An 11,554-nucleotide genomic window follows, 5' to 3' on the forward strand; every position below is an offset into this window, starting at 1 on the left:
GTTACATGCCTGCAGCCATGAAAATCGCCATCGTCGACGACGAAAAGGATATGCGCCAGTCGATCAGCCAGTGGCTGGCGCTCTCGGGATACGATACCGAGGCGTTCCCCTCTGCCGAGGAGGCGCTCAAGGCGCTCGGGCCGGACTATCCGGGCATCGTAGTGACGGATATCAAGATGCCGGGCATGGACGGCATGCAATTCCTTAAAAAGCTGATGGGCTCGGATAGCTCATTGCCGGTCATCATGATCACCGGGCATGGTGACGTGCCTATGGCCGTCGAGGCGATGCGCATCGGGGCGTTCGATTTTCTGGAAAAGCCGTTCAACCCCGACCGGATGACGCAACTCGCCAAGAAGGCCACCAATGCGCGGCGCATGGTGCTTGATTCGCGGGCGCTGCGGCGTGATCTGTCGGATGGCGGACAGTTGATGAAGAAACTCATCGGGACCTCCGGTGCGATGGAGCGGTTGCGCGAGGATATTCTCGATCTCGGCCAGGCTGACGGCCATGTGCTGATCGAGGGCGAGACCGGCACCGGCAAGACTTTGGTGGCGCATGCGCTGCATGCCGTGGGGGCGCGGGCCGGGCGCAAGTTCGTCTCGGTTTCCTGTGCGGCGCTTGGGCAAGAGGCGCTTGTGGCGCGGGTTTTCGGCCCGGCGCAGCCCGAGGACCCGCGCCTGCCAGCGGTCGAGGAGGCGCGTGGCGGCACGCTTGTGCTCGAGGATGTCGAGGCGCTGTCGGAGGCGGCGCAGGCGCGGCTGCTTACCTTCGTGAATGACGAAGGCACCCCGCCAGAAACCCGGATTATCGCGATATCCAACATGCAGGATGAGGGCCGCACCTGCGAGGATGCGCTGCGCCCGGATCTGTTTTACCGGCTGGCCAGCCTGCGCATCACCGTGCCGCCGCTGCGCCAGCGCGGCGAGGATATCCTGACGCTGTTCACCTCGTTCTCGGATCAGTTCGCCGAGGATTACGGCTGCGATGCGCCGCAAATCTCGGCGCAGGAGGCGACGCAGCTTTTGCAGGCGCCATGGCCCGGGAATGTGCGCCAACTGTTCAACGTGGCCGAACGCGCGGTGCTGCAATCGCGGCGCGGCTCGGGCACGCTGACCTCCTTGCTGATGTCCGATCACGACGAGATGCAGCCTGTGATGACCACAGAAGGCAAGCCGCTCAAGGAATATGTCGAGGCGTTTGAACGAATGCTGATCGACAATACTATGCGCCGCCACAAGGGCTCCATCGCGGCGGTGATGGAGGAGCTATGCCTGCCGCGCCGCACCCTCAACGAGAAGATGGCGAAATACGCGCTGCAACGCTCGGATTATCTCTGAGGTGGTCTGTTTGACCGGCACCTGTTGCTTTGGCAGGTGTGACTAGACGGCCCCCGTCATGCCCTGTGGGCACCCTCGGCCAGACCGCGCACGAAGTCGAGCACGCCTGAGACCGGCGCACCCTTGGCGATCTCGCCCACGATGGCCGAGCCCACGACGCAGCCATCGGCGACGCTGGCGATGGTCTGGGCTGTTTCGGGCGTGCGGATACCAAAGCCCACGATCACCGGCAGATCAGTCTGCACTTTGATCCGTGCCACCTCGGGGGCCACATCCGCCGCCTCAGCCGCCGCAGCCCCGGTGATGCCGGTAATCGAGACGTAGTAGACGAAACCGGAGGTGTTCTCGAGCACCTTGGGCAGGCGCTTGTCATCGGTGGTGGGGGTGGCGAGGCGGATGAAGTTGAGCCCGGCCTTGGACGCCGGAATGCACAGCTCATCATCCTCCTCGGGGGGCAGGTCGACCACGATCAGGCCGTCGATTCCGGCGGCCTTGGCATCGGTCAGAAACCGCTCCACGCCGCGATTGTAGATCGGGTTGTAATAACCCATCAGGACGATCGGTGTAGTGTCGTCCGCCTCGCGGAATTCGCGCGCCATCTGCAGGGTTTTCTCCAGCGTCATGCCGCCCGCGAGCGCGCGCTGACCGGCCAGTTGAATGGTCGGCCCGTCGGCCATCGGATCGGTGAAGGGCACGCCCAATTCGATGATATCGACACCCGCTTCCGGCAGGCCCTTCATGATCTCGAGCGAGCGCTGGTAATCCGGATCGCCCGCCATGATGTAGGAGACGAACGCCTTTTTACCGGCGGCTTTCAGCTCTGCGAATTTCGCGTCGATACGTGTCATGCGGGCCTGTCCTTCGAATGGGTCCGTGCGGGTTTGGCGCAAAGCGCGGGGGAAATCAATGCCCGGCTTGACCTTGCCCCGTGCAAACCCGTAGATGCGCGCAATTCACCGCAGGAAAGGGGCTGTCATGGGCTTTAAAATGGGAATCGTGGGCCTGCCCAATGTCGGCAAATCCACGCTCTTCAACGCGCTCACCCGTACCGCTGCCGCGCAGGCGGCGAACTTTCCGTTCTGCACCATCGAGCCGAATGTCGGCGAGGTGGCGGTGCCCGATGCCCGGCTTGACAAGCTGGCGGCGATTGCAGGGTCCAAGCAGATCATCCCGACGCGGATGACCTTTGTCGATATCGCGGGGCTGGTGAAAGGTGCCTCAAAGGGCGAGGGGCTGGGCAATCAGTTTCTGGCCAATATCCGCGAGGTCGATGCCATCGCGCATGTGCTGCGGTGCTTCGAGGATGGCGACGTGACCCATGTCGAGGGGCGCGTCGATCCGGTGGCGGATGCTGAGGTGATCGAGACCGAGTTGATGCTGGCGGACCTTGATTCCATTGAGAAAAGACGGGCCGGACTTGTGCGCAAGCTGAAGAGCGGCGACAAGGAAGCGGTGCAGGCGGACCGGCTGCTCGCTCTCGCGCAGGCGGTGCTGGAAGAGGGTAAGCCCGCGCGCACTGTCGAGATTGACGACGACGATCTCAAGGCGTGGAAGATGCTGCAATTGCTGACCTCAAAGCCGGTGCTCTATGTCTGCAATGTCGAGGAAAGCAACGCCGCTGAGGGCAATGCCCATTCCGCTGCGGTGGCGGAGATGGCTGCCGCTGAGGGGGCGGGCAGCGTGGTGATTTCGGCCCAGATCGAGGAAGAGATCAGTCAGCTTGAACCAGAGGACGCTTTTGTTTTCCTTGAAGAAATGGGGCTGGAGGAGGCCGGGCTGGATCGGTTGATCCGGGCCGGATACGAGCTTTTGCACCTGGAGACCTACTTCACCGTCGGGCCCAAGGAAGCGCGGGCCTGGACCATTCAGAGCGGCACGCCTGCGCCGAAGGCGGCGGGGGTCATCCACGGCGATTTCGAGAAGGGGTTTATCCGCGCTGAAACAATCGCTTACGAGGATTTCGTGAGCCTTGGGGGCGAGCAGAAGGCCAAGGATGCGGGCAAGATGCGGGCCGAGGGCAAGGCCTATGTCGTCAAGGATGGCGACGTTCTGCACTTTTTGTTCAACACCTGAAGTGGGGCGATTTCGACGGTCTGTATCACGTCGGTATTCTGTCGGTATCGCGTCGGTGGGGTGAATGGGGCTATAGCGAATATGCGACGGCCCGCAGAAGGTGCGGCGTGATCGCAGGGCCGGGGACTGGCGATGCAACGGCGGATGTCCGCACTTTATCCCGGCCAAGTCATCCTGAACTCAACACGTTGTGCGCCATTCCAAATCGCCAGGCCGCGGGACGGCCAGGCGATCGCGCGGCACCTTCGGTGCGTTTCGCGCGGGGTGCCATGCCTCACGCCGGAAGATGTATCCTGAACCGCTCGCGAATGGCGCGGTCGGTGATCGGATCGAACCGCGCCGCCGAGCGTTGCGACAGGATCTTCATCTTCTTCTCGGTGGCCTTCTCGATCAGATCGGGCTTGCCCAACTCGTCCCACTCCTTGGGCGAGAAGCGGTTGGCGAGGCTGGGGTAGACGTAATCGGTCTGCATCCGGCCGAGGGTTTGCGCGGAGCCCAGATAATGCCCCGGCCCGCCGATGCAGGCGGCGCGAATGACCTCGACGCTGAGCGTGTCCTCGTCCACCTCGATGCCGCGCGTGCAGCGCAGGGCCTGACCGATCAGGTCATCGCCGAGGATGAGCGACTCGAGGCAGAAGCCGAGGAGCGAGGCGTGCATGCCCGCCGCCTCGTAGACCATGTTGAGGCCCGAGAGCCCGGCCATGACATTCGACATCGCCTGTTCCCACCCGGCCTGCATGTCGGGCAGCTTGGCATCGGCGATGCCTGCCGCCGCCCCGCCGGGCAGGCCGTAGAATTTATGCATTTGCGCGCAGCCCGCAGAGAGCAGCGCCTGTTCGCCCGATCCGCCCGACATCGCGCCGGTGCGCAGGTCGCTGACAAAGGGCCATGTGCCGAAGATCGCCGGATGCCCGGGCCTGACCGCGTTGACATAGACCAGACCGGCGAGGCATTCGGCCATGGCCTGCACGATGGCCCCGGCGATGGGGGCGGGGGCGGTGGCCCCGGCTTGTCCGGCCGACAGGAGCAGCACGGGCATGCCGCCGCGAATGCATTCCTCCATCACGAGGCAGGATTCGGTGGCGAATTTCATCGGCGGGACGACGAAGCAGTTGGAGTTGCTGACGAAGGGGCGGTCGCGCCATTTGTCCTCACCGCCCGCGATCAGGTGCAGCATCTCCATTGCGTCGCGCACGAAGCCCGGTTCGGTAAAGGAGACGCCGACATGTTTCGTGGTGCCCGCGCAGCAGCCAGAGAGCGTGTTGAGGTCCATCTCGCGGTTGTCGGTGATGTCGCGGCAGACCATCGGGCGCTGCAGGAAGTGGATGTTGTCCAATTGGTCGACGATGCGGGCGGCGTCGTGCAGGTCTTGCAGGGTGCTGTCGCGATAGGTGCGGCTATGAACCTCGACCACGCTGACCGCGGCACCTGCCGTGCCGTAATGCACGCGGTGGCCCGAAAGGTCGAGATCGTGGCGCGCCTCGCGGCCATGCAGGGTGAGGCTGCGGTTGGCGTGGGCGATGGTGTCTTCGATCAGGGCGCGCGGAAACCGGAGACGCCCGTCTTCGCCCTGAATGGCACCGGCACCGGTCAGGTAGGCCACGCCCGAGGGCGGCGCGTCGGCCAGGCCGATCTGTTCCAGCGCGTCGAGCACGGCTGCGTGAATGCGCTGCATCTGCGCCTCGGATAGCGGGCAATAGGTGCCGCCCTCAAGTCCGGGGCGGATCGGGCGAAGGGCGTCGGAGAGCGGGTTGGCACGGGCCGTGCGACGGGCCTCGCGGCCACCGGCGCGACGCGTCTTGGTCTGGGTCATGATTTGGGGAACCTTTTCGGAGATCAGGGAAAACGCTGTCGGCTCAGCCCTGTCCCGGTCGTCCGCGCGCGGCGAGGCCACGCACCGCCCCAATCGTGCGGATCACCAGCGCGATCTTGCTGCGTGGATGCATGCGCGTTGTCCCCCCTCAGAGGTTCAGCGAACCTGATTCGGGGGGGTATGTCTGTTCCGTTTCCGACCCGATGTCGCATCAGGAGCGGGGCCTGTGCAGGACAGGCCCCGATCTGGTCAGGCGTTGGTTTCGCGGCGCTCTGCCATGAACTGATCGAATTCCGCCTTGTCGCGCGCGTCGCGCAGGCGTTGCAGGAAGCTGTCGAACTGTTCCTGTTCCTCTTCGAGACGGCGCAGGGTGTCGGCCTTGTAGGCGTCAAAGGCGCTTTTGCCCGACGGCGCGTGGCGGGTGAGACGGGTGGATGTGCGGCTGCAGGACATACGATTGCTCCAGATCATGTAGCCCAGGAGGGCGAGGCCGATCGGCCAGAAGACGATGAAGCCCAGAACCATGGCGATGATCCAGGCGGGTTTGCCCTGCCGGTCGAGCCAGGTTTCGGCCCGTGCGGGCCATGCGGCGATGGTGGACATATGGCGTTCCTCTTACGGTGTGAATGTTACTTACATTTACATAGATGGGAATGGCATGCGCTCTTGCAAGGGGCCGCGTGGGAATTTTTCAACTGTCGGGGGGGATGAGGCCGAGGCCGCGCAGGTAGACCGCGATGCCCGATTCCAGAAGCTCTTCGGGCGGGAAGGGCGCGCGGGCCCCGGGATTGCCGCGCGCGAAGAGTTCCACGACGCCGTGGCTCATGGCCCAGACATGGGCGGCGAACATCGCCGCCGGGGGGCGGCGGTCGGGCGGCAGGTGGGCCGAGAGCGCCTCGGCGGAGCGGATCAGGATGGCCTGCGCCCGCCCGGCGGCATCGGCGAGTTCGGGGCTGTCGTTCACCGACAGGCCGGATTCGAACATCGCCACGTAATGCCCGGCATTGCTGCGGGCGAACTCCAGATAGGCGCGGCCCGTCGCCATGAAGGCCGCCAGCGGATTGGGCTGACCGCCGTCAAAGGCGGCCTCCATGCGGGTGACGAAAATCTCGTAGCCCTGGCGGGCGGCCTCGGCGATCAGCGCCTCGCGGCCCGGGAAATGCCGGTAGGGGGCGGCGGGCGAGACGCCGGCCAGCTTGGCGGCCTCGGCCATGGTAAAGCCCTGCGGCCCGCGCTCGGCGATGAGATCGAGCGTCGCCTCGACCAGTGCCTGCCGCAGGTTGCCGTGGTGATAGCCCTGCTTAGCCATTCCAGATCTCGGGCCCGCCTGCGATGGTGGCGTCGTGGGTGCCTACGGCGCGGGGGTCCTTGCGGGTATATTCGAGGCTGCCGAGCACGTGCCGGATCGCGGCCAGCCGGGCGCGGCGCTTGTCGTCGCTGCGGATCACGGTCCAGGGGGCGTGCAGGCTGTGGCTGCGGGTCAGGGTTTCGTCGATGGCGTTGCTGTACTGTTCCCATCGGGGCAGGCCTTCGACGTCGATGCGGCTGAGTTTCCACTGTTTGAGAGGGCTTTGTTCGCGCACCAGAAAGCGGCGCAACTGCTCGGCGCGGCCGACGTTGAGCCAGAATTTGAAGAGGTGGATGCCCTCATCGACCAGCATGCGCTCGAAATCGGGTACTTGGCGGAAGAAATATTCGCGTTCGGTCGCGGTGCAGAAGCCGAAGACATGTTCGATCGCGCCGCGATTGTACCAGCTGCGGTCATAGAAGACGATCTGCCCCCCGGCGGGGAGGTGGTCGATATAGCGTTGGAAATACCATTGCGTGGCCTCGGTATCGGAGGGTTTGGGCAGGGCCACCACGCGCGCGCCGCGCGGATTGAGGTTCTCGCGGAAGCGCTTGATGGTGCCGCCCTTGCCAGCCGCGTCGCGCCCCTCGAAGACGATGGCCACGCGCGCGCCGGTCTCGCGCGCCCAGTGCTGGAGTTTGACCAGTTCGATCTGAAGCTGCTCGAGCTCTTTCTCGTAGACCTTCTTGGCCATGCGTTCGGAATAGGGGAAGCCGGGGTCGAGCACGTCGCCCTTGTCGGCGCGGCGGATGGCGTCGCGCACCTCGCGGGGGGCGTCGTTTTCGAAAAAGGCGCTGATCGCGCCGTCAAAGGGGAGCTCCATGCCGGGCCTCTTTATTGTGGTGCCTCAGTATGGCGGCTCACTCGGGTGGGCGCAATCCGGCGCGGGTGGCGGCGCGGTGAATGGCGGCGATGACCGCATCGGGGGCGGCGTGGTGGGGCATGTGGCCGATACCGTCGAGAGCGGTGAGATTTGCGCCCTCGACCTGATCGGCCAGGGGGCGGGAATGGATCGAGAGGCCGACGGTGGTGTCGGCGGTGCCGTGGACGATCTCGACCGGGATTTCGATCTCGTCGTAGCGGGGGTGCAGTGCCTCGATCTCGGCGAGCAGATTGGCGCGTTGCAGGGCGTTGGCGCGCATGCTGTGCCGCCGCAAGGTCAGGCCTGGGCCGATATGGGCGAGATAACCCTCGGGGGGCGCTTGCGGGGTGAAAATCTCTGACACCGCCTGTTCGACGCGGGCGTCATCGACGTAAGCCGTGATGAACGGGATCACCAGCGGGCCGAGCAGCGGGTGCGAGAGCACGCGGTAATAGGTGGAAAGCCCGGTATCCCACGGCTTGGCGGCACCCGCCACATCGACGAGGGCGGCGATATGGTCGGGCTGCGTGACCGCCCAGGCGAGGGCCACCGCGCCGCCATAGCTGTGGCCGAGCACGATGGGGTTCTCGGCGCCGAACTGCGCGGCGGCCTTTTGCAGCAGTGCGGCCTGTTGGGTGATCGTGGCCCCGGTGCGGTTGATGCGCTCGGTATAGCCGAGGCCCGGCCGGTCGAGCACGATGACGCGGTAATCGCCTGCGAGGCGCGGAGCGAGATCAAAGGTCATGTCGCGGGTATTGCCGGAGGCCCCGTGAAGGAGCACCAGATCGGGCACCGATCCGTCATCGGGGCCCATCACCACGGCGTGCACGCGGTGGCCGTCCACCTCGATGATCTGGCCCTCGGGTGGGAAGGCGGCCTCGGCCCCTGCCTCGTGGAGGCGCGCGCGATGTTGCGTGCAGCCCCAGAGGGCAAACATGGCAATCGCAATTAATATCAGTGATTTAATGGCCAATGTTCATCTGCTCGAACGGGGTGGTCTGGTAAATCTGGTTGATCCAGTTGCCATAGAGAAGATGCGCGTGGCTGCGCCAGCGGTTCGAGGGCGGGCGCGTGGGATCGTCGCCCGGATAGTAGTTGCACGGCACGTTGATCGGCGTGCCGCTCGCGACGTCGCGGTCATATTCCTGTTTCAGCGTGTCGCTGTCATACTCGAAATGGTTGAAGATATAGAGCGCGCGGCGGCCGGTATCCTCGACCAGACAGGGGCCGACCTCGTCGCTGTCGAGAAGGATCGAGAGGCCGGGCGCGGCCTCGATCTCGGCGCGCTTCATCTCGGTCCAGCGGCTGACGGGAATGACGCAATCATCCGAGAAGCCGCGCAGATAGGGCGAGGCCGGGTCCATGTTGCGGTGCCGGAAGCAGCCGAAGGCCTTGTGATCCAGCATATGCTTTTTGACGCCGTGGAAATGGTTGATCATCGCCATCCCGCCCCAGCAGACGCCGAATGTCGAATGCACATGGGTCTGGGTCCAGTCGAACACGCGGGCCAGCTCGTCCCAATAGGTGACGGCGTCGAAGTCCAGATGTTCGATCGGCGCGCCGGTGATGATCAGCCCGTCATACTTGTCGCCCGAGGCTGCGACCTCCTCGAAGGGGCGATAAAAGCTTTCCATATGCTCGGCGGCGGTGTTCTTGGTCTGGTGTTCGGACATGCGGATCAGATCAAGTTCGATCTGCAGGGGCGTGGCCCCGATCAGCCGAGCGAACTGGTTTTCTGTCTGGATCTTCTTGGGCATCAGGTTCAGGAGACCGATGCGCAGGGGGCGAATATCCTGCCGGGCCGCCTGATCCGGGTCCATCACCATCACACCCTCGCGCGTGAGCACGGCATAGGCGGGCAGATTGGCGGGCATCTTGATGGGCATGCGGCGGGGTCCTTGCTTGATTGGCGTCAGATAGGCGTATCTGTGCGGCGCTCAAGGGCGGTCGCGATCAGGTGATCGAAATCGGCACCGTTGCGGACCTGGGCTACCTCGTCGGCGCTGACTGAAATGCCCCATTTGACCATGGCCTCGTAGCGCGGCAGGCGGTGTGCGAGGGCGCGGGCATAGGTCCAGCGGATGAAACTATCTGGATCAACTTCGTCTGCTTGGCACTTGTTTTCGAACAAGTATTCGTTCCATGCAGCATCGAGGAAGTCGGGCTGATAGGCCATCGGTTTGGGCGCGCGGTCAAAGCGGCGGATCAGTTCCGCGGTATGCGCCTCGGTGCCTTCGATATAGATCAGCAGGCAGTGGCGGGCGAGTTCCGAGAGCAGTGGATCATCCGGATTGTCGCCATCCACCCATTCGCAGATCGACCCGCCGGTATCGCAGATGAAATTCGGATAGCCATAGAGCCGCTTGGCGCGCTCGATGAAATAGCCGGTATCCATCAGTGCGTTGATCTCGGCCTGACGGAACTGTTCCTGTCGGCGGCGGTAGTCGTCGATGGGCATGCCGCCCTTTGCCGGGTCGCCGGGTTTGCCGAGGTAGGTCGAGACCGGGGCGAGGTTGTGAAAGGTGATGTTGGAGCCGATATAGATCGAATCCGACAGCAGCAGGTCGCGCAGGAAGGGCACCTGCATGGCGTGCGCCTTGGCGTTGTCGACAATCAACTCGCCCATGTAGCGGGTGCCGATGCGGTAGTCGATGGAGTAGTGGAACCACCCGCCCTGATCGCGCAGCAGGTTGGAGACATGGGTCTTGCCCAGGCCCGACATGCCGTAGAACAGCACCCGTTTATGCGTCGCGTCACGCCAGTCCTGCGCCGTCTGATAGATCATCGCCTGTCCCCTTTGGTCATGGTGCTACAAAGACCGCGCGGGGGCGTCAAATGCAAACATGAAAAAGCCCCGCCGGGTGAGCGGCGGGGCCTGCAGGAGGTTTGCACCGAGGTTCAGAAGCGGAAGGCCACCTTGGTCCCGAATGCGATGGCGTCGCTGTCCGAGAAGGCCGTCACGTTTGAGTTCGCATCGCCGATGTCGAAATACCTGATACCGGCGGTTACTTCCCACGCTTCGGTCTCGTAGGTTGCGGCCAGACCATAGCTGATGTAACCGTCCTTGCCGGATAGGTTGCCAACGAGATCGCCTTCGTCCTTTTCGTAGCCAAGGATGAACGCGCCGCTCCAGTTCTCATTGAACCGGCGACCGATGCCCAGCTCATAGGTCCAGATATTGCTGGGGCCGCTGGCAATCGGGGCGTTCACAGGTGCACCGGTTGAAAACGACAAAAAGTCTCCTGGCTGGACCGAAAACTCCCTCCATTCGCGCCATCTTACCGAGCCGAAAAGCAGGGTGTCAGTGGCGATGCCCGATTGCGCGTGCAGGGTGACGGCCTGCGGAAGTTCGACCTTGAAACCAGCTCCCGTGTTGTCCTTGAAGTCGTGCTCGGTCTTGGACTCGTAGGTTAGGGCAACGCGCAGTGCGATGTCGGAAATTTCATAGGCAGCCCCGAGCAAGTAGCCCAGCTGAAAATCCTTGTTCACGGTAAGCGAATAGGGCGTTCCTGGGCCAGCCCCAGCCGGGGCTGTGCCGGGCGACTGCACGAAAATATTGCCCGACAGGCCGATGTATCGTAGACCGCCGTAGACGCTGAAACGTTCCGTGGCCTTGTACCTGGCCAACCCAGTATAGGCGATTGAGTTCACCTCGGCGTTCGATGTGCCGAAGAACGCGCCGGCAAGGGCCGCGGGACCTTGGTAATTCACTGAGGCACCTACCGGTTCGTCAATGACGAAGGCAAGCGAGACCTTTTCGTTGACGTCATATTTGTAGCCGCCTGCGAAAGACTGGTAGCGCTTTTGTATGTTACCAGTGGCGGGTAAACCTGTGGCCGGACCAATCGCTGTACCCGAAACGGATGGATCAACGGTCGCGGCTGAGAACTCGACGTAGTTCTTGCCTTTCTCGAACAGGATCATTGACGGATCACCGCTGCGTTCGATTTCGCCGGCGGTGGCTATCGACGTGGTCGCGGCGAGCACGCTCGCTGACAGTAGTTGTAATTTCATTGTCCCTCTCCTCCTGAGTGCTTGGCGTCACATTACCGTTACGCGATTGCCGGTCAATCTTTGACGCGGCGTCACGGATGCTCAGGATTTGGGCGGTGGCGAGA

Annotated in this window: 11 protein-coding genes; 2 read left to right on the forward strand and 9 right to left on the reverse strand. The window is 63.6% G+C overall.

Features of this window, described 5'->3' with window-relative positions; translation table 11 throughout:
- Window positions 1–5 precede the first annotated feature (5 nt).
- Window positions 6–1,340, forward strand: coding sequence for a sigma-54-dependent transcriptional regulator (locus BMX04_RS01125; protein ID WP_074784478.1), 1,335 nt, complete (start codon window positions 6–8; stop codon window positions 1,338–1,340).
- Between the two features lie 56 nt (window positions 1,341–1,396).
- On the opposite strand, the gene trpA is transcribed toward BMX04_RS01125, so the two are convergent.
- On the reverse strand, window positions 1,397–2,188 hold the full coding sequence (gene trpA, locus BMX04_RS01130) for a tryptophan synthase subunit alpha (protein ID WP_074784481.1): 792 nt from the start codon (window positions 2,186–2,188) through the stop codon (window positions 1,397–1,399).
- 127 nt (window positions 2,189–2,315) lie between these two features.
- Between trpA and ychF the strand changes: the two genes are divergently transcribed.
- Window positions 2,316–3,413 carry a redox-regulated ATPase YchF gene (gene ychF, locus BMX04_RS01135; protein ID WP_074784484.1) on the forward strand — a complete coding sequence of 366 codons (1,098 nt, stop codon included), beginning with the start codon at window positions 2,316–2,318 and terminating at the stop codon, window positions 3,411–3,413.
- A 274-nt stretch (window positions 3,414–3,687) separates the two neighbouring features.
- Here the strand turns inward: ychF and BMX04_RS01140 are convergent, their stop codons facing one another.
- The 8 genes from BMX04_RS01140 to BMX04_RS01175 form a co-directional block, all read right to left on the reverse strand.
- Window positions 3,688–5,226, reverse strand: coding sequence for a trimethylamine methyltransferase family protein (locus BMX04_RS01140; protein ID WP_074784487.1), 1,539 nt, complete (start codon window positions 5,224–5,226; stop codon window positions 3,688–3,690).
- A 249-nt stretch (window positions 5,227–5,475) separates the two neighbouring features.
- Window positions 5,476–5,829, reverse strand: a complete 354-nt coding sequence (locus BMX04_RS01145; RefSeq protein WP_074784490.1) for a DUF2852 domain-containing protein — start codon at window positions 5,827–5,829, stop codon at window positions 5,476–5,478.
- An 88-nt stretch (window positions 5,830–5,917) separates the two neighbouring features.
- Entirely contained in the window at window positions 5,918–6,535 is a 618-nt protein-coding gene (locus BMX04_RS01150) for a TetR/AcrR family transcriptional regulator (RefSeq protein WP_074784493.1), read from the reverse strand.
- Entirely contained in the window at window positions 6,528–7,397 is an 870-nt protein-coding gene (gene ppk2, locus BMX04_RS01155; RefSeq protein ID WP_074784496.1) for a polyphosphate kinase 2, read from the reverse strand. The genes BMX04_RS01150 and ppk2 overlap by 8 nt, the downstream gene beginning before the upstream one ends.
- Before the next feature lie 37 nt (window positions 7,398–7,434).
- Window positions 7,435–8,373 carry an alpha/beta fold hydrolase gene (locus tag BMX04_RS01160; protein ID WP_074784499.1) on the reverse strand — a complete coding sequence of 313 codons (939 nt, stop codon included), beginning with the start codon at window positions 8,371–8,373 and terminating at the stop codon, window positions 7,435–7,437.
- 25 nt (window positions 8,374–8,398) lie between these two features.
- The gene (gene metA, locus BMX04_RS01165) at window positions 8,399–9,322 is read right to left on the reverse strand and encodes a homoserine O-acetyltransferase MetA (protein WP_074784501.1); all 924 of its coding nucleotides are present in this window, start codon (window positions 9,320–9,322) and stop codon (window positions 8,399–8,401) included.
- Window positions 9,323–9,348: 26 nt separating this feature from the next.
- The gene (locus BMX04_RS01170) at window positions 9,349–10,221 is read right to left on the reverse strand and encodes an ATPase (protein WP_074784504.1); all 873 of its coding nucleotides are present in this window, start codon (window positions 10,219–10,221) and stop codon (window positions 9,349–9,351) included.
- A gap of 113 nt (window positions 10,222–10,334) precedes the next feature.
- On the reverse strand, window positions 10,335–11,450 hold the full coding sequence (locus tag BMX04_RS01175; RefSeq protein ID WP_074784507.1) for an outer membrane protein transport protein: 1,116 nt from the start codon (window positions 11,448–11,450) through the stop codon (window positions 10,335–10,337).
- Between the last annotated feature and the right edge of the window lie 104 nt (window positions 11,451–11,554).

The sequence above is a fragment of the Roseovarius tolerans genome, assembly GCF_900109855.1.
In the GTDB taxonomy this organism is placed as follows: domain Bacteria; phylum Pseudomonadota; class Alphaproteobacteria; order Rhodobacterales; family Rhodobacteraceae; genus Roseovarius; species Roseovarius tolerans.

What these genes read in the sequence shown, in the direction of transcription:
- BMX04_RS01160 (WP_074784499.1), bottom strand. Translation starts at nt 8,373, where the DNA reads ATGTTTGCCCTCTGGGGCTGCACGCAACATCGCGCGCGCCTCCACGAG.
- ychF (WP_074784484.1), top strand. Translation starts at nt 2,316, where the DNA reads ATGGGCTTTAAAATGGGAATCGTGGGCCTGCCCAATGTCGGCAAATCC.
- metA (WP_074784501.1), bottom strand. Translation starts at nt 9,322, where the DNA reads ATGCCCATCAAGATGCCCGCCAATCTGCCCGCCTATGCCGTGCTCACG.
- BMX04_RS01175 (WP_074784507.1), bottom strand. Translation starts at nt 11,450, where the DNA reads ATGAAATTACAACTACTGTCAGCGAGCGTGCTCGCCGCGACCACGTCG.
- BMX04_RS01150 (WP_074784493.1), bottom strand. Translation starts at nt 6,535, where the DNA reads ATGGCTAAGCAGGGCTATCACCACGGCAACCTGCGGCAGGCACTGGTC.
- BMX04_RS01125 (WP_074784478.1), top strand. Translation starts at nt 6, where the DNA reads ATGCCTGCAGCCATGAAAATCGCCATCGTCGACGACGAAAAGGATATG.
- trpA (WP_074784481.1), bottom strand. Translation starts at nt 2,188, where the DNA reads ATGACACGTATCGACGCGAAATTCGCAGAGCTGAAAGCCGCCGGTAAA.
- BMX04_RS01140 (WP_074784487.1), bottom strand. Translation starts at nt 5,226, where the DNA reads ATGACCCAGACCAAGACGCGTCGCGCCGGTGGCCGCGAGGCCCGTCGC.
- ppk2 (WP_074784496.1), bottom strand. Translation starts at nt 7,397, where the DNA reads ATGGAGCTCCCCTTTGACGGCGCGATCAGCGCCTTTTTCGAAAACGAC.
- BMX04_RS01170 (WP_074784504.1), bottom strand. Translation starts at nt 10,221, where the DNA reads ATGATCTATCAGACGGCGCAGGACTGGCGTGACGCGACGCATAAACGG.
- BMX04_RS01145 (WP_074784490.1), bottom strand. Translation starts at nt 5,829, where the DNA reads ATGTCCACCATCGCCGCATGGCCCGCACGGGCCGAAACCTGGCTCGAC.